This is a genomic window from Buttiauxella agrestis ATCC 33320 (assembly GCF_000735355.1).
Classification (GTDB): domain Bacteria; phylum Pseudomonadota; class Gammaproteobacteria; order Enterobacterales; family Enterobacteriaceae; genus Buttiauxella; species Buttiauxella agrestis.
The window spans coordinates 402597-422527 of the sequence record NZ_JMPI01000022.1 but is presented as its reverse complement, the minus strand read 5'-3'; the positions used below and the strand labels follow the sequence as shown (position 1 = coordinate 422527).

Below are 19931 nucleotides of genomic sequence, written 5' to 3'. Positions count from 1 at the left end.
CAAATTATGAGTGTACGTTTAGTGTTAACCAAAGGGCGCGAAAAATCGTTATTGCGCCGTCATCCGTGGGTGTTTTCTGGTGCCGTTGCACGCATGGAAGGCAAAGCCAACCTTGGTGAAACGATTGATGTCGTGGATAGCCAGGGCAAATGGTTAGCCCGCGCCGCTTATTCCCCATCGTCGCAAATTCGTGCTCGCGTCTGGACATTTGATGCCAACGAAAGCATTGATATTGAATTCTTCATTCGTCGTTTAAAGCAGGCGCAACTTTGGCGCGAATGGCTCGCCGCGCGTGACGGGCTGGACAGCTATCGCCTGATTGCAGGCGAGTCCGATGGAATGCCAGGCGTCACTATCGATCGTTTCGGCAATTTTTTAGTGCTGCAATTGCTTTCAGCCGGTGCGGAATATCAGCGCCCGGCACTGGTTGCTGCTTTGCAAAACCTCTACCCAGAATGCGCGATTTACGACCGTTCTGACGTAGCGGTGCGTAAGAAAGAAGGTATGGAATTAACGCAAGGCCCGGTCAGCGGTGAACTGCCACCTGATTTATTGCCAATTGAAGAGCACGGCATGAAGTTGCTGGTCGATATCAAAGGCGGCCATAAAACGGGTTACTACCTTGACCAGCGTGACAGCCGTTTTGCCACTCGCCAGTATGTGAAAGATAAGCGTGTGCTGAACTGTTTCTCTTATACCGGTGGTTTTGCGGTTTCTGCTTTGATGGGCGGATGTAGCCAGGTTGTCAGCGTGGACACCTCTCAGGATGCGCTTGATGTTGCGAAGCAAAACGTTGAGCTGAACAAACTCGATTTGAGCAAAGCTGAGTTCTTGCGTGATGATGTATTTAAACTGCTGCGCAAGTATCGCGACCAGGGTGAGAAGTTCGACGTTATCGTGATGGACCCACCGAAGTTTGTCGAAAACAAGAGCCAATTGATGGGTGCTTGCCGCGGCTATAAAGATATCAACATGCTGGCCATCCAGCTGTTGAATCCGGGTGGCATTCTGATGACGTTCTCTTGTTCTGGACTGATGACGACAGATTTATTCCAGAAAATCATCGCTGATGCCGCCGTTGATGCCGGGCGTGATGTACAATTTATAGAGCAGTTCCGCCAGGCCGCCGATCACCCAGTGATCGCGACCTACCCGGAAGGGCTGTATCTGAAAGGGTTTGCCTGTCGCATCATGTAACTTGAAAAATGGAATGTTGCCCGCACATTAATGGCAGGTAATGTTTCTCAGGAGGTGACTATGATTGCCAGCAAATTCGGCATTGGCCAGCAAGTACGACATTCTTTGCTGGGTTATCTGGGGGTGGTGGTCGATATCGACCCGGAATATTCTCTGGATGAACCTGCGGAAGATGATCTGGCCGACAACGATGTCCTCCGTAGTGCCCCCTGGTATCATGTAGTGATGGAAGATGATGATGGCCAGGCGGTGCATACCTATCTTGCTGAAGCCCAGTTAAGTGGGGAGTCACAAGACGAGCATCCCGAACAACCGTCGATGGATGAATTGGCGGCTTCGATACGGCAGCAACTTCAGGCACCTCGCCTACGTAATTAGCAAAAACCCCACGCTGTGGGGTTTTTTATTATTTAATTATTTAGCCAGACCCAATCTCGGAATTTCTATCGCCGGGCATTTATCCATGACCACGTTCAGCCCAGCATCTTGCGCCAGTACGGCGGCTTGTTCATTGATGACGCCCAATTGCATCCACAACGTTTTTGCGCCAATGGCAATCGCTTCTCGCGCCACTTCCCACGCAGCTTCAGAATTGCGGAATACATCCACCATATCGATTTTTTTAGGAATTTCAGCCAACGTGCCATAACCCTGCTGGCCTAAAAGCGTTTTACCCGCCACTTTCGGCGACACAGGAATCACTTCATAACCCTGGTCGAGCAAATACGCCATCACGCGATAGCTTGGCCGGTCGGGCTTATCACTCGCCCCAACCAGAGCAATTGTTCGGGTGCTTTTTAGAATAGTTTCGATATCTGCCTGTTTCATCACACTCTCCGCTGGGACTCAGTAATCAAAAGTGTATGCCATCCCTTCCTGACTCACCATCTTTCCCATACGGACGTAGTAGAGCAAATCCTGGAAATATGTCTATATGTTAATGAGCGGGCGATGTGAAAAATTTTGATACATTCAGCTACGGATAGCCCAATTTACTTGAGGCAGGAGTCATTGATGAGAACCTGGTTCTTCATAGCGATATGTTGTTTGCTTATGTTACCGCCTGAAGCGTGGTCAACAACGTTACGTTTGTCTACGGATATCGATTTGCTGGTGCTTGATGGGAAAAAAGTTTCCAGTTCTTTACTGCGAGGCGCGGATAGTCTTGAGCTGGATAATGGCCCGCATCAACTGGTGTTTCGGGTTGAAAAAAATATTCGTACCAGCACGCGTGAACAACGGCTTTATATCTCGCCACCGTTGGTAGTGAGCTTCGATACCAAAGAAGTTAGCCAGGTTAATTTTAATCTGCCCCGTTTAGAGAATGATAAAGAAAGTGATGAATTCGACCACGCTCCGCATCTGCAATTATTGGATGGTGACGCCGCCGTGATCCCCTTGAAAATTGATATTTTGCCGATCAAAGCCACATCTCAGGGAATTGATTACGAGCGAGATACTCAGTTTTACAACAAGGCGGGAAAAACGGCGTCGATAAAAGGTTTCGCTACAATGATGGCGGATGATAGCGAGTTGCTCTCGAAATCATCCGAGCTTGATACTCCACCCCGGCAGTCAGAAACCTTAACGGAGCAACGCCTGCGATACTGGTTTTTACAGGCAGACAAATCGACTCGTGAGCGTTTCTTACAATGGGTAAAAGATAACCCAACGCAATAATTGCTTTGCTAATCCTGCATTTTTGACACCCTTCTCTTGCAGCATCAGTGGCTTTCAGTAAGCTGTAGGCAATTTTAATCAATCAGGATTAAGCAATGGAATTAACGACCCGCACGCTGGCGGAACAAAAACATATTGCGCTGGTTGCGCACGATCACTGCAAAGACGCGCTGCTGAAATGGGTTGAGCGCCATAAAGCCACTCTCACCCATCATGTGTTGTACGCAACCGGCACCACAGGAAATCTGATTCAGCGTGGCAGCGGTCTGGATGTCAACGCCATGCTAAGCGGCCCGATGGGCGGCGATCAGCAAGTTGGGGCACTGATCTCTGAAGGGAAAATTGATGTGCTGATTTTCTTCTGGGACCCGCTTAACGCCGTTCCACATGACCCGGACGTTAAAGCGTTACTGCGCCTGGCGACAGTGTGGAACATCCCGGTTGCGACCAATTTATCGACCGCTGATTTTATTATTCAATCGCCAGGCTTTGACCAGTCAGTTGAAATTCTAATCCCGGATTACCCACGCTATCTGGCAGATCGACTGAAATAATTACGGTCGATTGGCTGCGGGCACGCCAAGCTGTTTAAGAATATCGACAAAACTGGACGGTTCGTGTTTGTTGAATAACAGCCAGACACGATGACGGGCCCGCGTCATCGCCACGTACAACAACCGCCGCTCTTCCGCATCAGGATAGTCTTCAGGTTGCGGCAACAACGCCTCTTCCATGACAGATTCGCGTGCCACTGCCGGGAAACCATCTTTCCCCTGCTGCAATCCCAGAACCACAACATAGTCTGCTTGCTGCCCTTTGCTGGCATGAATCGTCATAAAATCGACGGCCAGTTTAGGCCAACGCGTTGCGGCTTTTTCCAGAATCGCCGGGCGTAAATGATGGTAACGCGCCAGCACCAGAATGCGTTCTTGAGGCTGAACATAACCACTCATTTTGTCGAGCAGCGCTTCGAGTTGATCGTCGGCCAATAACGTTACGGCTTTTTTATCACCTTTTGACAGGCTGTTCAGCGGCTTAGCAAGTTGATGTGGATTCTGCTGCACAAAACGATTAGCAATCTCGCCGATGCGATCATTGAAGCGGTACGTCGTATCCAGCGCACATTGATCTGCATCGCCAAAGTTTTGAGCGAATGCGGTTGTCAACGACATTTCTGCACCGCTGAAACGATAAATTGCCTGCCAGTCATCGCCCACCGCGTACAGCGAAGTATGCGAGTTTTGTTTTCTCAGCGCCGCCAGTAATGCTGCCCGTTGAGGCGAAATATCCTGAAATTCATCAACTAAAATATGCTTCCACGGACTGATAAATCGCCCTTTTTCCAGCACATTAATGGCCTGATGAATCAGCCCTGAGAAATCGACAGCCTCTTCGGCTTTCAGTGCCGTCTTCCAGGTTTTTAATAACGGCGCCATGAGCTTGACGCGTTTAGCGAAGAGATCTCGAATGTCTTCTGGCGCTGAGGCAATCATGTCAGCCTGCGAGCCGCCGTGCATTCGCATAAGGCCAAGCCAACGATCTAATCGACTGGCCAGACGTTTCGCCAGACGCTCGTCTTTCCAGTATTCGCCTTCCGGCACGTCCCACTGCAACTCGTCGCGCAACCATTCACGCCAGCCTTTCGCCTGCGCTTTTTTCTCTCGACATTGCTGCTGCCAGCTTTCAATCAGTAGTTGGTGGCGTGCGTTGGTATCGGATTCAAGTTCGCTGACGCGCGGCGCTTTTTTGCTGCCTTGCTGGATAATATGCAACGCCAGAGCATGGAAGGTACGAGCTGAAATCGCGTCGGTATGGAGACGTTCAGCGATACGCTCGTCCATCTCCTGAGCGGCTTTGCGACCAAATGCCAATAACAAGATTTGATCTTCGCTGGCCTCGCCACGTTGCAGTAACCACCCCGCACGAGCCACCAATACCGAAGTTTTGCCACTCCCGGCTCCCGCTAACACCAAAAGTGAGTCTTCGCCGTTGACCACTGCGCGTGCCTGAGAATGATTGAGCGGTGAGCTTTCTATTTTCTGGAAAAAATCAGCATGCTTTTCAAGCATATGATTGGTATACGCGGTATTACGCTGATGGCGACGAGTCTCACCTTGTTCAAGCCAGGCTTTGCAATGCATCCATAATTCGCGGCAATTATCGAAATCCTCCAGCCTTGCCTGCGGGAGTGGCAATGCAGAAAAAGCGACGCGTACATTTTGCTGCAATGCCTGCATATCGCTGCGTTTGAACCATTTTTCCTGCTGGATGCGGCGCGTAATCTCGGCATACTGCTGTTGAAGCACCTGCGCCGCAACTTCACTCATCTCGACACTCCAGCTCTGCCATAACTGATCAAGATGATGATAAAAGCGCTGGGTTTCATTCCATTCTGTACCATGCAAACGCACCACTTTGTCATCCGGCAACACAAATTCCAGCTCGCCCCAGACCAGGCCACGCTTGCAATTGATAGCAATTAACTGATTGAATGGAATAAGGTATTCGTGACGTTCTCCTTTCACCTCTACACCCGCAGCCAGTAATTTCACACGATTGTATGGGTGCTGTGCTAAATGTTTGCCAAGAGAGGTCGCTTTTAATTCCATTACGCTTTGCCTGATCCAGAATGGTGATTGTGGTTAAGTTTACCCGGCGAAGGAATGACGCTCCAGAGTAAAAACGCGTTACAATTGTTGTGGTTATTTATTTACACCCTAAATAAGAGTGATTATGCGTACAGTCCTAAATGTCTTGAACTTTGTACTCGGCGGTTTTCTGACCACCCTATCCTGGTTGCTGGCCACTCTGGTCAGTATCATTTTTATTTTCACGTTGCCCCTGACACGATCCTGCTGGGAGATTACTAAACTCTCTTTCGTACCATACGGTAACGAAGCGGTGCATGTCGACGAACTCAACCCTCAAGGGAAAAGCGCCATTCTGAATACCGGCGGCACATTGCTGAACATTATTTGGCTGATATTTTTCGGCTGGTGGTTATGCTTACTTCATATCGCCACTGGTATTGCCCAATGCATCACCATTATCGGTATCCCTGTGGGGATCGCTAATTTCAAAATCGCTGTTATCGCGCTTTGGCCTGTGGGCCGCCGTGTCGTTTCTGTCGAAGTCGCACAGGCTGCGCGTGAAGCTAACGCCCGCCGTCGTTTCCAGTAATTCTGACAAGAATAGTGAGTATTAATGCTTAGTCCAATTCTGCGTCGTTATACCTGGAACAGTGCCTGGCTGTATAACTTGCGCATTTTTATTGCGCTCACTGGCACTGCTGCCCTGCCCTGGTGGTTAGGTGAAGTTAAGCTCACTATTCCACTAACCCTGGGTGTGGTTGCCGCAGCCCTTGCCGATTTAGATGACCGGCTGGCCGGGCGCTTGCGAAATCTTCTGATTACCCTGGTGAGTTTCTTTATTGCTTCGGCGTCTGTGGAGTTGCTGTACCCATGGCCGCTGCTGTTTGGCATTGGATTGATGATTTCCACCAGCGGATTTATTCTGCTGGGCGGTTTAGGCCAGCGTTATGCCACCATCGCCTTTGGCGCGCTGCTCATTGCCATCTATACCATGTTGGGTATTTCTTTATATGACCACTGGTATCAACAACCGATTCTGCTGCTGGCAGGTGCAATCTGGTACAACTTGCTGACTCTGGCAGGCCATCTGATTTTCCCCATCCGCCCGCTGCAAGATAACTTGGCGCGTTGTTATGAAAGCCTCGCTCGTTATCTGGAAGTTAAAGCTACGCTTTTTGACCCCGATATCGAAGAAGAAAGCCAGGCTCCAATGCTTGAGCTTGCCATGGCTAACAGCCAGTTGGTGACAACGTTAAATCAGACCAAAGGTTCTTTATTGACGCGTTTACGTGGCGATCGTGGGCAGCGCGGCACACGCCGAACGCTGCACTACTATTTTGTCGCCCAGGATATTCATGAACGCGCAAGTTCATCACATATTCAATACCAGGCGCTGCGCGACAAATTCCGCTACAGCGATATTATGTTCCGCTTTCAACGCCTGCTGTCCCTGCAATCTCAAGCCTGTTTGCAGCTCTCGCGATCTGTTTTACTGCGGTTGAAATACCAACACGATCCACGCTTTGAGCGTGCATTTACACATCTGGACGCTGCGATTGAAAGGCTGAAAACTGACCCGGCGCTGGCGAGCGAATTAAAAGCACTGGGTTATCTGGTGAGTAACTTGCGCGCAATTGACGCTCAACTGGCGACAATTGAGTCTGAGCAGGCGCTGGCAGCACCGGAAAATAATATCGAAAACCGCCTGCTTGATGACCGTTTGACCGGCTTTGGTGATATGTGGCAACGGCTGAAGCGAAATCTGACGCCGGAGTCTGCTTTATTCCGCCATGCGGTACGCATGTCTGTGGTGCTGTGCGTAGGCTACGCGTTTATTCAGTTAACCGGGCTAAAACATGGCTACTGGATACTTCTGACCAGCCTGTTTGTTTGCCAGCCTAACTACAGTGCCACTCGTCGCCGCTTAGCGCTTCGTATAATTGGCACGTTAGTCGGCGTGGCAGTTGGTTTACCGGTTCTCTATTTTGTGCCGTCGCTCGAAGGGCAACTGGTTTTAATTGTTATCACCGGCGTGCTGTTTTTTGCCTTCCGCAACGTGCAATACGCTCACGCCACTATGTTCATCACGTTGCTGGTGTTGCTGTGTTTCAACTTGTTGGGCGAAGGTTTTGAAGTCGCAATGCCGCGAATTTTCGACACCCTTTTGGGATGTGGGATCGCATGGGCGGCGGTGAGTTACATCTGGCCTGACTGGCGATTCCGTCGGCTGCCATTAGTTGTAGAGCGGGCATTCAATGCCAATTGCCGCTATCTGGATGCCATTCTCGAGCAATATCATCAAGGCCGTGATAACCGACTGGAGTATCGTATTGCGCGCCGGGATGCACACAACAAGGATGCGGAGCTGGCATCTGTGGTATCGAACATGTCCTCAGAGCCCAGAGTCACGCCGGAAGCGCGAGAAACGGCATTTCGCTTATTGTGCCTCAATCATACATTTAACAGTTATATTTCGGCGTTGGGCGCGCACCGCGAAATGCTGACCAATGAAGATATTTTGTTGCTGCTTGATGATGCCGTCTGTTACGTCGATGATGCACTGCATCATCTGCCTGCCGATGAAGAACGCGTTCAAAAAGCCTTGCAAGGGTTGTCCGAGCGGATAACTTCACTGGAGCCGCAACCAGAGACCAAAGAGCCGTTAGTCCTTCAGCAAATTGGCCTGTTGGTTGCACTTTTACCAGAAATCTCGCGCCTCCAGCAGCTTGTCACACAGCAGTACGATTAACCCGCCTGCCGTTGTTCATATAGCTGCCCCCACTCAACTAACTCCTGGCGCGTCGTCGCCGGGAGTGCTGCTTCATGAATACCGCAAATCGCCCCCGCCAGGGCCAGTAGTACTCTGACTCCCAGCCCTTTATTCACGCTCCTCAACTTTATCCATGACCGCTTCGCACCGTAAGCATGTAGCGTTCTGACATCCGCAATACCGGCTTCCCACAGCATCATCTCCAGACTGTGGGTTAAATTCGGGAGATCCTTGAGTCGTTGATGAGATTTATGGCGGGATTTTTCACGGCGGGCGCTAAACAATGCATCCGATGAGAGTTTTAAAAGCGTTTCTTGATCGTTCCACAACCCTTCATCAACACGGAAGTAATTAAGTTCAATCGTCCGCCCACGTTTGTTATAGAGCAATGGCGCTGCCGCCCTCTTAACAAAATATACCTCTGACTGCTCACAAGCTCTTAAGTAAAGTTCCCCTTCAGAAACCATGGCAAACACGACATTATCGACCGTCAGACTATAGCCTCCAAATAATGAACGATGGCTGATATCCCCTAGCGGGGATAAGCATTCTTTCGATTGATGAATCCTTGTATAAGATCGCTTTTTCATGAATATATCCTTAAATATCATGCTATAACACATCATTGCGGCTTGTTACTGTTTCCAGTAACACGAAAATAGGTAACCTGATGACAGACGGCAATCACATTTTCGCATTCCGCAGATTTACGTGAAGAAATTGCGATATGCTTTCCGAAATTTAGATTGATCTTTGGCCTGACAGGCATTACTGTATATTCATACAGTAACCCATCAGGCGGGATTAACTATGCAATCACATAACGTTCTAACTCACGTTGCCCCTCTTTCTTCTTTGACTCAGTCATCAGCAGGTAACAATACTAAAGGGTTGATTAGTGAAGTGATCTATAGCGAAGATCAGCCATGGGTTACGCAACTGGTGCTGTTGCCCCTGCTCCAGCAACTTGGTCAACAGTCACGTTGGCAGCTTTGGCTAACGCCACAGCAAAAATTGAGTCGTCAATGGGTTAAATCGGCAGGTCTTCCACTTACAAAAGTCATGCAGGTGAGCCAGTTAGATCCACTTTTCACCGTAGATGCTATGGTAAAAGCATTGCAGACTGGAAATTACAGCGTGGTCATCGGTTGGTTGCCTAAAGAATTAACAGATGAAGAACATTTGCAGCTATCATCAGCAGCTGAAATGGGTAATGCGATCGGCTTCATAATGCGTCCGATGCACACCTCCAAAACAGGGTGTCGACCACGAACTGGCCTAAAAATTCATTCTAGTTTGTATCATTAAGTAAATTTAAGAGAAATCCTGGAACTTTTCTTCAGCTCCTGACAAATCTTTATGATTCATAGTGGAACCGCGTCTCAAGCCGCTTGTAGCGGCATTCTCCAGAAATCTTTGAGTATAAATTCTGCGCGAACTTGTTAGAAAATGTGTACACAAGTCGTTTTTTTTCATATGCCTGACGGACATCACACTTGTAAGTTTTCAACTACGTTGTAGACTTTAGCTCGCCAGGGTTGCTCTTCCATAACACCGATTGATCGGTAGAGTAACAAGTGAGCATAAACTCGGGCGAAGGATTTAACCCTGGGCTTTAGAGCGATTTTAAAGCTCATGGCCTTTTTGGATGATAATGAGGCGCAAAAAATGAAAAAGACAGCTATCGCGATTGCAGTGGCACTGGCTGGCTTCGCTACCGTAGCGCAGGCCGCACCGAAAGATAACACCTGGTATGCAGGTGGTAAGTTGGGTTGGTCCCAGTTCCATGACACCGGTTTCTACGGAAACGGCTATCAGAACAACAATGGTTCAACTCACAACAGCCAACTGGGTGCTGGTGCCTTCGGTGGTTACCAGGTTAACCCGTACGTTGGTCTGGAAATGGGTTATGACTGGTTGGGCCGTATGGCTTATACCGGCAGCGTTGATAACGGTGCTTTCAAAGCGCAAGGCGTTCAACTGGCTGCTAAACTGAGCTACCCAATCACTGACGAACTGGACATCTACACTCGTCTGGGTGGTATGGTTTGGCGTGCAGACTCCAAAGGCAACTACGACAACGGCACTACTCGTGTGAGCAACCACGACACTGGTGTTTCCCCGTTGGCGGCAGTTGGTCTTGAATACGCAATCACCCGTGATATCGCAACTCGTCTGGATTACCAGTGGGTTAGCAACATCGGTGACGCACAAACAGTTGGTACTCGTCCAGACAACGGCATGCTGAGCCTGGGTGTTTCTTACCGTTTCGGCCAGTACGATGCAGCTCCAGTTGTAGCTCCAGCTCCAGCTCCAGCTCCAGAAGTACAGACCAAGCACTTCACCCTGAAGTCTGACGTTCTGTTCAACTTCAACAAAGCAACTCTGAAGCCAGAAGGTCAACAAGCTCTGGATCAGCTGTATACTCAGCTGAGCAACCTTGATCCGAAAGATGGTTCAGTAGTTGTTCTGGGCTTCACAGACCGTATCGGTTCTGATGAATACAACCAGAAACTGTCTGACAAACGTGCACAGTCTGTTGTTGATTACCTGATCTCTAAAGGTATCCCAGCTAACAAGATCTCCCCACGCGGTATGGGCGAATCTAACCCAGTTACTGGCAACACCTGTGATAACGTAGCTCCTAAAGCTAAACTGATTGATTGCCTGGCTCCAGATCGTCGCGTTGAGATCGAAGTTAAAGGTATCAAAGACGTTGTAACTCAGCCTGCGGCATAAGTTACCGTTATAAAAAAACCCCGCTTCGGCGGGGTTTTTTGTTTCTGAATTCTAAGTAACCAGGAATAGAGAAGCACAGCGTCACAACAACTGCTCTTATTCTTTGCCCAGCAATGCCTGCAGATCTTGTTTGAGAGATGACATCTGATTGGCGTATTGTTCTTTACGCTCCGCATCTTCAATCAACTGTACAATCGTTTCCGACAGTGTGCATCCACGCCGATGAGCAAGGCCAGCTAAACGCTGCCAGACCAGATATTCCAGGTCGATGGATTTTTTACGCGTATGCTGATGCTCGGCATTAAAGTGCCGTTTACGACGCGCACGGATAGTTTGTTTCATGCGGTTGTGAAGTTCTGGATTCATATGCTGCTCTATCCAGCTCAACACACGCACCGGTTCATTCTCTAAGCGTAACAACTCATCAACAGCTTCTTTCGCTGCACTCGCCTCGATATAACGTGTGATTAGCTCGCCTTCGCGGTGTTTTTTAACCAGATACTTCCACTTCCAGCCGCTCTCGAGATTTTCCAACTGTTGATATTTCATTGTTGTCTCAGTGTGACCGTGTAACTCACTTCAGAATAACAGTTTTTTCTATTTTCGCTTACCTGAAAAATGAAAGCTGTGAGCTAAGTAAACTTGCCGCTCCGCATAAACCGTGTGCTGCCCTGGCTATTCTTGTATAATCGCGCCTTTGACATCTAATTAATAAATAGCGACTTTGACGACTAATCGACTTGAATGGCGTGCTCTTGTACCTGATACCGAAAGCTATCAGGAAATCTTTGCACAGCCTTATGATTCCGAAACTGCCCCTTTCTCCGCTGTACAACCTCGTCTGTCTTATGGACTTGTGCAGCTAAGCCAACCGGTAGCCTCGGCCGATCTGATGCTGGTAAAAGCCGCTGAAGAAGCCGAGTACCTTAATCTCATTACCGCAGCAGCACGTGAATGCTGGTCGCAGGATAACGCTCTGACAGGCGGACATTACCTGATTGAAGGCTCGCGCATCACGCTACGCCCTGCCGAAACAGCTGAAGACAATTTTGCAGGCCAGTCTGAAGTCGTTGCCGCTGACTGGATTGAAGCGGAACAACTTTTCGGTTGCGTGCGTCAGTTCGCGGGTGAAATCACGCTGACACCGGGTCTGGTTCACCGCGCAAATGGTGGCATTCTGGTGCTGTCATTGCGCAGTGTTTTAGCACAACCGCTACTGTGGTTGCGCCTTAAACAAATGGTCATTCAAGGCCGTTTCGACTGGATTTCCCAGGATGAAACTCGTCCATTGCCCGTTAACATTCCATCACTGCCATTAAGCCTGAAACTGGTGCTGGTGGGTGAACGTGAATCGTTGGCTGATTTCCAGGACATGGAACCTGAACTGGCGACTTCGGCCATTTACAGCGAGTTTGAAGAGAATCTGCAGATCGCCTCTGCCGATGATATGGCGTTGTGGTGCCAGTGGATTTATGCCGTTGCGCAATCAAAATCCCTGCCAGTTCCTGCAGCGGATGCCTGGCAGCCACTCATCCGTGAAGCCGTGCGTTATACCGGCGACCAGGAAACTCTGCCGCTGTGCCCGTCATGGATTAGCCGCCAGCTACGTGAAGTTGCCGCATTCACTGAAAATGAAAGCTTTGGTGCCGAAGAGCTGACGCAAATGCTAGCGCAGCGCGAATGGCGTGAAGGTTATCTGGCTGAACGCATGCAGGACGAAATCCTGCTTGAGCAGATCCTGATCGAAACAGAAGGTGAAATGGTTGGCCAGATAAACGCCTTGTCGGTCATTGAATTCCCTGGTCATCCACGTGCATTCGGCGAACCTTCGCGCATTAGTTGTGTTGTGCATGTGGGTGATGGTGAATTTACCGACGTTGAGCGCAAAGCTGAGTTGGGCGGTAATATTCATGCGAAAGGCATGATGATCATGCAGGCATTTTTGATGTCAGAATTGCAGCTTGATCAGCAAATCCCCTTCTCCGCCTCGCTGACTTTCGAGCAGTCTTACAGCGAAGTCGACGGTGATAGCGCTTCAATGGCCGAACTGTGCGCGTTAATCAGTGCGCTGGCTAATGTGCCTATTTATCAGCATATCGCGGTGACAGGTTCAGTCGATCAGTTTGGTCGTGTGCAACCTGTTGGTGGCCTGAATGAGAAAATCGAAGGCTTCTTCCGTATTTGCCAGCAACGTGAGTTTAACGGCAAGCAAGGCGTGATTATCCCGGTTTCTAATGTGCGTCACCTTTGTCTGCACCAGGATGTTCTGGATGCCGTAGAACAAGGGCAATTCACGATTTGGGCCATCGACGATGTCACGGATGCACTACCCTTATTAACAAACCTGCCCTGGGATGGCGAAGGGCAAAATACGCTGTTGCGTGCGGTGCAAGAGCGAATCGCTCAGGCATCTGCGCAAGATATTCGGCACCGTTATCCATGGCCATTACGTTGGCTTAACTGGTTCAATCAAAACTGATCGGACTTGTTGAGCGTACACGTGTTAGCTAACATGCGTGCTTCATTATAAAAAGGCTTACTGTAAACATGGTAGATAAACGCGAATCCTATACAAAAGAAGATCTTCTTGCCTCTGGTCGTGGCGAACTGTTTGGTGCTGAAGGCCCACGTTTGCCTGCGCCATCCATGCTGATGATGGACCGCGTAGTCAAGATGACTGAAGACGGCGGTAACTTCGATAAAGGTTACGTTGAAGCAGAACTGGATATCAATCCTGACCTGTGGTTCTTTGGTTGCCACTTTATCGGCGATCCGGTAATGCCTGGTTGCCTGGGTCTGGATGCGATGTGGCAGTTGGTAGGCTTCTATCTGGGCTGGTTAGGCGGCGAAGGCAAAGGCCGTGCGCTGGGCGTGGGTGAAGTTAAACTTGCGGGTCAGATCCTGCCAACTGCAAAAAAAGTCAGCTACCGTATTCACTTCAAACGCGTTATTAATCGCCGCCTGATTATGGGCCTGGCAGATGGTGAAGTGTTGGTTGACGGCCGTGTAATTTACACCGCTACCGATCTGAAAGTAGGTCTGTTCAAAGACACTACTGCTTTCTAAGTCTGATTGTATAAAGCTCTGAAACGCGAAACCTCCGCCATGCGGAGGTTTCTTTTTCTAAAGAGACAGTGATTACGCGGTAACCGCCCTGTCTTCCATGGCTTCTCGCCAGCCTCCCATCCAGTACGACCTTTGATTCAGTGTCTGATAAGGACACATCTCTTTGGAACGTCCGACGATACCTGCTTGATAACCACGTTGATGAGCCCGTTCCAGGCGATCTCGTTTTTGTCTCTTCATGCCTCGTTTCCCTCATTTCTTTAATCTGGTGGAAAGAAAACAGTGCCTGCAAAATGTGCAAGCACATATAACGAATACCTCCAAAAACAGCCATCGTCAATGCGCAAAATTCACGCCAATGTCATAAATGTGAGCTACACGTGATGATATTTGAGATAAAAATGTGAGATGGGTCGGGTAATAGGTTAATGCCAAAAGAAAAGCTGCGCCCCGCTTTACAGCGGAAAGACGCAGCTTTTTTGTGCTACTTAAGAAAATTAATTAATACGGTTTAACTGGCTGGCAATGCTTTGCGCCTCTTGCTGCCAGGCCTGCGCTAAGGTTTTCACCATTGCATCATAACCATCTTCTTGCTGCTTAAGTTCCACATGGAACGGGCGTTTAATCAATTGCCCCTGATGATTGAGCAACCATTCACCGCTCACAATCACCTTGCCGTCATAGCGTCCGTGGAAACCCGTCACATTAACATTCAGAGTATCCTGAAGGCTGCCCAACGGTTGTGAAGCCACCACCCAACCGGGTAATGCACTGCTCAGATTGCTCACCAGCGTATTACGTAGTTGCTGATCTAAAGGACTCGCCCACAAGTTGCTGGTAGCGATGACATACTGAACATCACTGGTTTGATAAACCACGCCGTTTCCGGCGAGGTAATCAGGAACCGCCACTTGTTCCACCCATAACAAGTGGGTGCCAGGCTGGCTCACAGCCTGCACAGCAGGCGTTGAGCTTTGAGGCAGTTGGTAATACGTTTTTCCTTCGTCGCTGCTGCTACAGGCCGTTAAGGCTAATGCAGCAATCAATGGAAGCCATCTTTTCATTCTTTTGCCCTCTTCGGCTGGGGATCTTTTTTATCCTTCGCTTCAAAGATAAGCGAATTACTCTTATCGTTCAGCGTTCGTAGCACCGGCTGCAATTCACGCAGAACCTGGTCAAGACGCTGCATATCCGCCACCATCTTGTTATAAGCAGCAGAGCCTGGCTGGAAGCCTTGCATGCTGCGATTGAGCTCACGAAGCGTTGACTGCATATCCTCAGGCAATGATTGCATCGACTTGTTCGACGTAATCTTGTTCAGATTATCGAGGGTCTGCTGCAAGTGCTTCATGGTTCGCTGACTTTCGGCAAGCGAATTGGTGGTTTGCTCAATCATCGGATTCAATGGCAAGTTATTAATCTTATCCAGAGTTTCCAGCAAGCGCTGTTGGATTTGCGCCAGGCCTCCGCTCATCGTTGGGATAATTGGATAACCGTTAAAGGTCGGCAAATCGGTAACAGGCGGTGCTTTAGGGTTGAAATCAAGATCGATAAACAGTGCCCCAGTCACCAGGCTGCCGGTTTTCATCGAAGCCCGCAAACCACGTTTAATTAACGAGGTCATGTTGTCCTGAATATGGATGTCATCACCAACAAGATTCTGCAAACGTTCAGGTTCAAGACGGATCAGAACCGGGATACGGAAATCATCGTTGATTTTCTGACGCATGCCTTCGGTGAAGAATGGCACTTTCGCCACTGTCCCGAGGCGTATACCACGGAATTCAACAGGTGCCCCTGGTTGCAGACCACGCACGGAATCTTTAAAGAACATCAGGTAATCAATGTGATCGGTATACAAGGAGTCCTGAATACTTTTCTGATCATCAAACAGATTGAATTCGCTGCCTGCTTTCACAGGTTTGCCAAGATCCCAACCTTCCGGCACGTCAAAACTCACACCGCCGCTAAACAGCGTGGTGAGAGAACCCATTTCGACACGCATCCCCTGGGATGACATATCCACGGCGATCCCACTGTCTTTCCAGAAACGCACATTACTGGTGACCAGACGATCGTTTGGCGCGCTGATAAACAGCTGATAGCTGATACTACGTTTTGCAGCATCGAAAGTGCTGGTTTCAACTGAACCGACGCGATAACCCCGGAACAGAACCGGGTCGCCAGGAGAGAGCTGCCCTGCTTTATTGCTATCGAGCGTAATACGAATGCCTTTTGCATCCGGCGGTGCCAGCGGCGGAGCATCCAGTAAATCATAACGTTCCACTTTTGAGCCTTTCGTCCCCGGCTGCAGTTCGATATAGGCACCCGAGAGTAACGTACCCAGGCCAGAAATACCTTCGCGGCCGACCTGCGGTTTCACCACCCAAAACACTGAGTCTTTGTGCAGAAGTTTTTCCATACCGGAATTTAAACGTGCCGTAATTTCGACATGCAGCAAATCATCGGACAGGACAGCGCTTTCCACGACACCGACATTAACGCTTCGGCTTTTAATCATGGTTTTCCCACCTTCAATACCTTCGGCATTCGTGGTAATCAGCGTCACTTCCGGGCCTTGATGGCTGTAGTGATAAAATAAGATCCACGCGCCGATTAGCACGGTTACGATAGGGAAAATCCATACCGGGGACCAATTTTTCACCTTTGCGACTTTTGCTTCCCCGCTTTTATTTTCCATGCTCAGACGACTCCTCATGAGTTGAATCCGGTGCGCGATCCCAGGACAAGCGAGGGTCAAAGGTCATCGCTGCAAACATTGTCAAAATCACTACTAATGCAAACATCACGGCACCGATCGCCGGGTAGATACTCATCAATCCTCCCATACGCACCAGGGCCGATAATACCGCTATAACGAACACATCGATCATTGACCAACGCCCGACAAATTCGACCACCTCGTAGATCAAATGCATTCTTTCACTGTCACGCTGACCGTGGCCTTTAGCATCCCAGCACAACCAGGCAATCGCTAACATTTTCAGTGTCGGAACCAAAATACTGGCGATAAAAATAACGCCAGCAACCGGATAAGAGCCTTCGCTCCACAACAAGATAACCCCGGCAATAATCGTCGACGGGATTTTGCTGCCCAACACTTCGGTTATCATGATGGGCAATATATTTGCGGGTAGGTACAGCATAATTGAAGTCAACAGCAGAGCGAGTGTCCATTGCAAGCTATGACGGCGACGAACATATCCTTTGGTTTCACAGCGTGGACAAATTTCCTGCTCCTCTGGCACGATTGCTGTGCAGCATGAACAAGAACGCAACCCCTGGTGAAGGCCTGATACACCGACTTTAAGCGGTACCGAAATCGCCGGTTCAGGCGCAATATCATCCCAAAGCCAACGCCGGTCCACACACTGGAATGCCCGAAGTTGCAACACACAGAACAAGCACCACGGAATAAAACTGCTCCCGACGCCAATGTCGCCGTAAGCCATTAATTTGACGAAACTGACCAAAACGCCCGCGAGAAAAATTTCGGCCATACCCCAGGACTTTAGCTGGAACAGGATTCGTGCCAGACGCTTTTTAAACGTCAGTGGTAATGCCACCTGATTAACCAATAACAAAATCGTAATTAAACAGAACGTAGGCACTGCCTGCACAAAGACCATAAAGAAAGTGCCAAGGCTTGCGTAGTCTTCGTTGAACATGACGCCTGGAATTTCAAGCAGCGAAACTTCACTGCTGAGTCCTGCTACTTTCATGTTGATGAAGGGAAATAGATTGGCGAGCAACAACATAAACAGAGCTGCTAGCGCATAAGCTGTAGGACGTTGGCGTGGTGAGGACCACTGAGTGAGAAGTGTTGTACCGCAACGTGGACAGACGGCCTTATGGCCGTCCTCCAATATCGGTAGCGCAACTAGTAGGTCACATTGTGAACACAATATGTGTGAACGATGATGATGCGTGGCACACATATCGGGTCTCCTTGGGTTACGCGCCGTTTTTCAGAGCTTCCAGATATTCCCAGCGCTCAAAAGCCTCTTCCAGTGCTTTTTCTGCGTTGGACATATCACTCAATGTTTTTTGCGTCACATCGTGTGGCTGGTTAAAGAACTCAGCATCCCCGACCTTCGCTTGTAGGGCTTCCAGCTCCGCCTCAAGTTGTTCAAGACGTTGCGGTAATTGCTCTAATTCACGTTGCAGGTTATAGCTTAGCTTGCTACTTGCGCGTTTAACAACTTCCGCCTTAGCAGGCTGGTTGTTTTGCGCTTTATCTGCCACAGAGTGGCGTAAAGATTGAGCAGAAGCTTGCTGACCTTTAGCATCATGATAACCGCCCACATAGCGACCGATTTTACCTTCACCTTCAAAAATCCAGCATTCGGTCACTGTGTTATCAACGAATTGACGATCGTGGCTCACCAACATGACCGTTCCCTGGTAACCATCAATCAACTCTTCAAGTAATTCGAGCGTTTCGACATCCAGGTCATTCGTCGGTTCATCGAGAATCATCAAGTTGCTTGGTTTTAGGAATAACTTCGCCAGTAAAAGGCGGTTACGCTCACCACCAGACAACGCACGAACCGGAGTCATGGCGCGTTTCGGGTGGAAAAGGAAGTCCTGCAAGTAGCCCAGTACATGGCGTGGCTTACCATTCACCATCACTTCTTGCTTACCTTCCGCCAGATTGTCCATTACCGTACGATCAGGATCAAGCTCAGCACGGTGCTGGTCAAAGTACGCCACTTCAAGCTTGGTACCGCAATGCACGCGCCCGCTATCCGCTTTCAGCTGATCTAACATCAGTTTCAGTAATGTGGTTTTGCCACAGCCGTTTGGCCCCACCAGCGCGATTTTGTCGCTGCGCTGCACCTGGGCTGAGAAATCCGACACCAGGTTTTTGTTAGCGATCTGGTAAAACACGTTTTCCATTTCAAAGACGATCTTGCCGGAACGCGCCGCTTCACCAACTTGCATTTTGGCGCTGCCCAACACTTCACGACGAGCACTGCGTTCGTTACGCATCGCTTTCAAGGCACGCACGCGGCCTTCATTACGCGTACGGCGTGCTTTAATGCCCTGACGGATCCACACTTCTTCTTGAGCAAGTTTGCGATCAAACTCGGCGTTTTGCAGATCTTCAACACGTAGAGCTTCTTCTTTGGCCAGCAGATACTGATCGTAATCGCCAGGGTAAGAAACCAGTTTGCCGCGATCAAGGTCGACGATACGCGTAGCCATATTGCGAATAAATGAACGGTCGTGCGAGATGAAAATAATGCTGCCCTGGAACTCTTTCAGGAAACCTTCCAGCCAGTCGATAGCTTCGATATCCAGGTGGTTGGTTGGCTCATCAAGCAATAGAACACGTGGAGAACTCACCAGCGCACGGCCTAGTGCCGCTTTACGCAACCAGCCGCCAGAAAGTGCCGACAGTTCAGTATCAGCTTCCAGACCTAATTGTTCGAGCACTTCATTAATGCGGCTATCCAGTTGCCAGAGGTTCTGGTGATCCAAAATCTCCTGGATACGCGCCATCTCATTGAGGTTTTTATCGCTCGGATCGGTCATCACTTTATGGGAAATATCGTGATAAGCCTTCAGATGTTCCGCTTGTTCTTCAACGCCTTCAGCAACGAAGTCATAAACCGTGCCGGCAACATTACGCGGCGGATCTTGCTGCAAACGCGCGACGATTAAATCCTGTTCGTAAACCATGCGGCCATCATCGAGAGGCACTTCACGGTTGAGGATTTTCATCAGCGTGGATTTACCCGCGCCGTTACGGCCAACTAAACAGACACGTTCGTTTTCTTCGATATGAAGTTCGGTGTTATCTAATAACGGTGCGTCGCTAAACGACAACCAGGCACCGTGCATACTAATTAATGACATGACAA

19 protein-coding genes are annotated in these 19931 nt (G+C 49.3%); 10 read left to right on the top strand and 9 right to left on the bottom strand.

The window, feature by feature from the left end:
- Nucleotides 1-6 precede the first annotated feature (6 nt).
- The gene (gene rlmI / locus GBAG_RS06635; RefSeq protein WP_034494368.1) at nucleotides 7-1197 is read left to right on the top strand and encodes a 23S rRNA (cytosine(1962)-C(5))-methyltransferase RlmI; all 1191 of its coding nucleotides are present in this window, start codon (nucleotides 7-9) and stop codon (nucleotides 1195-1197) included.
- Nucleotides 1198-1257: 60 nt separating this feature from the next.
- Nucleotides 1258-1575 carry a heat shock protein HspQ gene (gene hspQ, locus GBAG_RS06630; RefSeq protein WP_034494367.1) on the top strand — a complete coding sequence of 106 codons (318 nt, stop codon included), beginning with the start codon at nucleotides 1258-1260 and terminating at the stop codon, nucleotides 1573-1575.
- A gap of 36 nt (nucleotides 1576-1611) precedes the next feature.
- Here the strand turns inward: hspQ and GBAG_RS06625 are convergent, their stop codons facing one another.
- Nucleotides 1612-2025, bottom strand: a complete 414-nt coding sequence (locus tag GBAG_RS06625) for a CoA-binding protein (RefSeq protein ID WP_034494366.1) — start codon at nucleotides 2023-2025, stop codon at nucleotides 1612-1614.
- A 186-nt stretch (nucleotides 2026-2211) separates the two neighbouring features.
- Between GBAG_RS06625 and csgI the strand changes: the two genes are divergently transcribed.
- Together csgI and mgsA are read left to right on the top strand one after the other, a co-directional pair.
- A complete protein-coding gene (gene csgI, locus GBAG_RS06620) occupies nucleotides 2212-2877 on the top strand; it encodes a curli synthesis inhibitor (RefSeq protein ID WP_034494365.1) in 666 nt (221 codons plus the stop codon).
- A gap of 95 nt (nucleotides 2878-2972) precedes the next feature.
- Nucleotides 2973-3431 (top strand): methylglyoxal synthase, encoded by a 459-nt coding sequence (gene mgsA, locus GBAG_RS06615; protein WP_034494364.1) that lies wholly within the window; start codon nucleotides 2973-2975, stop codon nucleotides 3429-3431.
- Here the strand turns inward: mgsA and helD are convergent, their stop codons facing one another.
- Nucleotides 3432-5486 carry a DNA helicase IV gene (gene helD / locus GBAG_RS06610; protein ID WP_034494362.1) on the bottom strand — a complete coding sequence of 685 codons (2055 nt, stop codon included), beginning with the start codon at nucleotides 5484-5486 and terminating at the stop codon, nucleotides 3432-3434. It lies immediately after the preceding gene.
- 124 nt (nucleotides 5487-5610) lie between these two features.
- Here helD and GBAG_RS06605 point away from each other — a divergent pair, with 124 nt between their 5' ends.
- The gene (locus tag GBAG_RS06605; protein ID WP_034494361.1) at nucleotides 5611-6057 is read left to right on the top strand and encodes a YccF domain-containing protein; all 447 of its coding nucleotides are present in this window, start codon (nucleotides 5611-5613) and stop codon (nucleotides 6055-6057) included.
- 24 nt (nucleotides 6058-6081) lie between these two features.
- Nucleotides 6082-8217 (top strand): YccS family putative transporter, encoded by a 2136-nt coding sequence (gene yccS / locus GBAG_RS06600; protein WP_034494360.1) that lies wholly within the window; start codon nucleotides 6082-6084, stop codon nucleotides 8215-8217.
- Here yccS and GBAG_RS06595 read toward each other — a convergent pair.
- Nucleotides 8214-8828 carry a TfoX/Sxy family DNA transformation protein gene (locus tag GBAG_RS06595; RefSeq protein ID WP_034494613.1) on the bottom strand — a complete coding sequence of 205 codons (615 nt, stop codon included), beginning with the start codon at nucleotides 8826-8828 and terminating at the stop codon, nucleotides 8214-8216. The genes yccS and GBAG_RS06595 overlap by 4 nt on opposite strands.
- 220 nt (nucleotides 8829-9048) lie before the next feature.
- Between GBAG_RS06595 and sulA the strand changes: the two genes are divergently transcribed.
- The gene (gene sulA, locus GBAG_RS06590) at nucleotides 9049-9546 is read left to right on the top strand and encodes an SOS-induced cell division inhibitor SulA (RefSeq protein ID WP_034494359.1); all 498 of its coding nucleotides are present in this window, start codon (nucleotides 9049-9051) and stop codon (nucleotides 9544-9546) included.
- A 360-nt stretch (nucleotides 9547-9906) separates the two neighbouring features.
- On the top strand, nucleotides 9907-10977 hold the full coding sequence (ompA, locus tag GBAG_RS06585) for a porin OmpA (RefSeq protein WP_156104860.1): 1071 nt from the start codon (nucleotides 9907-9909) through the stop codon (nucleotides 10975-10977).
- A gap of 96 nt (nucleotides 10978-11073) precedes the next feature.
- Here ompA and matP read toward each other — a convergent pair whose 3' ends face one another.
- Entirely contained in the window at nucleotides 11074-11526 is a 453-nt protein-coding gene (gene matP, locus GBAG_RS06580) for a macrodomain Ter protein MatP (protein WP_034494358.1), read from the bottom strand.
- A 175-nt stretch (nucleotides 11527-11701) separates the two neighbouring features.
- Between matP and GBAG_RS06575 the strand changes: the two genes are divergently transcribed.
- Both GBAG_RS06575 and fabA read left to right on the top strand, forming a co-directional pair.
- Nucleotides 11702-13456, top strand: coding sequence for an AAA family ATPase (locus GBAG_RS06575; protein WP_034494357.1), 1755 nt, complete (start codon nucleotides 11702-11704; stop codon nucleotides 13454-13456).
- Nucleotides 13457-13524: 68 nt separating this feature from the next.
- Nucleotides 13525-14043 carry a bifunctional 3-hydroxydecanoyl-ACP dehydratase/trans-2-decenoyl-ACP isomerase gene (gene fabA, locus GBAG_RS06570; protein ID WP_034494356.1) on the top strand — a complete coding sequence of 173 codons (519 nt, stop codon included), beginning with the start codon at nucleotides 13525-13527 and terminating at the stop codon, nucleotides 14041-14043.
- Between the two features lie 72 nt (nucleotides 14044-14115).
- On the opposite strand, the gene rmf is transcribed toward fabA, so the two are convergent.
- The 5 genes from rmf to GBAG_RS06550 form a co-directional block, all read right to left on the bottom strand.
- On the bottom strand, nucleotides 14116-14283 hold the full coding sequence (gene rmf, locus GBAG_RS22030) for a ribosome modulation factor (RefSeq protein ID WP_034456319.1): 168 nt from the start codon (nucleotides 14281-14283) through the stop codon (nucleotides 14116-14118).
- Between the two features lie 257 nt (nucleotides 14284-14540).
- Nucleotides 14541-15107: a membrane integrity-associated transporter subunit PqiC gene (gene pqiC / locus GBAG_RS06565; RefSeq protein WP_034494355.1), complete on the bottom strand. Its 567-nt coding sequence runs from the start codon at nucleotides 15105-15107 to the stop codon at nucleotides 14541-14543.
- The gene (gene pqiB / locus GBAG_RS06560) at nucleotides 15104-16744 is read right to left on the bottom strand and encodes an intermembrane transport protein PqiB (RefSeq protein WP_034494354.1); all 1641 of its coding nucleotides are present in this window, start codon (nucleotides 16742-16744) and stop codon (nucleotides 15104-15106) included. The genes pqiC and pqiB overlap by 4 nt, the downstream gene beginning before the upstream one ends.
- Entirely contained in the window at nucleotides 16734-18002 is a 1269-nt protein-coding gene (gene pqiA / locus GBAG_RS06555) for a membrane integrity-associated transporter subunit PqiA (RefSeq protein WP_034494353.1), read from the bottom strand. Before pqiA ends, pqiB begins: the two co-directional genes overlap by 11 nt.
- Before the next feature lie 16 nt (nucleotides 18003-18018).
- Nucleotides 18019-19926, bottom strand: coding sequence for an ABC transporter ATP-binding protein (locus tag GBAG_RS06550; protein ID WP_034494352.1), 1908 nt, complete (start codon nucleotides 19924-19926; stop codon nucleotides 18019-18021).
- Between the last annotated feature and the right edge of the window lie 5 nt (nucleotides 19927-19931).

What these genes read in the sequence shown, in the direction of transcription:
- rlmI (WP_034494368.1), top strand. Translation starts at nt 7, where the DNA reads ATGAGTGTACGTTTAGTGTTAACCAAAGGGCGCGAAAAATCGTTATTG.
- hspQ (WP_034494367.1), top strand. Translation starts at nt 1,258, where the DNA reads ATGATTGCCAGCAAATTCGGCATTGGCCAGCAAGTACGACATTCTTTG.
- GBAG_RS06625 (WP_034494366.1), bottom strand. Translation starts at nt 2,025, where the DNA reads ATGAAACAGGCAGATATCGAAACTATTCTAAAAAGCACCCGAACAATT.
- csgI (WP_034494365.1), top strand. Translation starts at nt 2,212, where the DNA reads ATGAGAACCTGGTTCTTCATAGCGATATGTTGTTTGCTTATGTTACCG.
- mgsA (WP_034494364.1), top strand. Translation starts at nt 2,973, where the DNA reads ATGGAATTAACGACCCGCACGCTGGCGGAACAAAAACATATTGCGCTG.
- helD (WP_034494362.1), bottom strand. Translation starts at nt 5,486, where the DNA reads ATGGAATTAAAAGCGACCTCTCTTGGCAAACATTTAGCACAGCACCCA.
- GBAG_RS06605 (WP_034494361.1), top strand. Translation starts at nt 5,611, where the DNA reads ATGCGTACAGTCCTAAATGTCTTGAACTTTGTACTCGGCGGTTTTCTG.
- yccS (WP_034494360.1), top strand. Translation starts at nt 6,082, where the DNA reads ATGCTTAGTCCAATTCTGCGTCGTTATACCTGGAACAGTGCCTGGCTG.
- GBAG_RS06595 (WP_034494613.1), bottom strand. Translation starts at nt 8,828, where the DNA reads ATGAAAAAGCGATCTTATACAAGGATTCATCAATCGAAAGAATGCTTA.
- sulA (WP_034494359.1), top strand. Translation starts at nt 9,049, where the DNA reads ATGCAATCACATAACGTTCTAACTCACGTTGCCCCTCTTTCTTCTTTG.
- ompA (WP_156104860.1), top strand. Translation starts at nt 9,907, where the DNA reads ATGAAAAAGACAGCTATCGCGATTGCAGTGGCACTGGCTGGCTTCGCT.
- matP (WP_034494358.1), bottom strand. Translation starts at nt 11,526, where the DNA reads ATGAAATATCAACAGTTGGAAAATCTCGAGAGCGGCTGGAAGTGGAAG.
- fabA (WP_034494356.1), top strand. Translation starts at nt 13,525, where the DNA reads ATGGTAGATAAACGCGAATCCTATACAAAAGAAGATCTTCTTGCCTCT.
- rmf (WP_034456319.1), bottom strand. Translation starts at nt 14,283, where the DNA reads ATGAAGAGACAAAAACGAGATCGCCTGGAACGGGCTCATCAACGTGGT.
- pqiC (WP_034494355.1), bottom strand. Translation starts at nt 15,107, where the DNA reads ATGAAAAGATGGCTTCCATTGATTGCTGCATTAGCCTTAACGGCCTGT.
- pqiB (WP_034494354.1), bottom strand. Translation starts at nt 16,744, where the DNA reads ATGGAAAATAAAAGCGGGGAAGCAAAAGTCGCAAAGGTGAAAAATTGG.
- pqiA (WP_034494353.1), bottom strand. Translation starts at nt 18,002, where the DNA reads ATGTGTGCCACGCATCATCATCGTTCACACATATTGTGTTCACAATGT.
- GBAG_RS06550 (WP_034494352.1), bottom strand. Translation starts at nt 19,926, where the DNA reads ATGTCATTAATTAGTATGCACGGTGCCTGGTTGTCGTTTAGCGACGCA.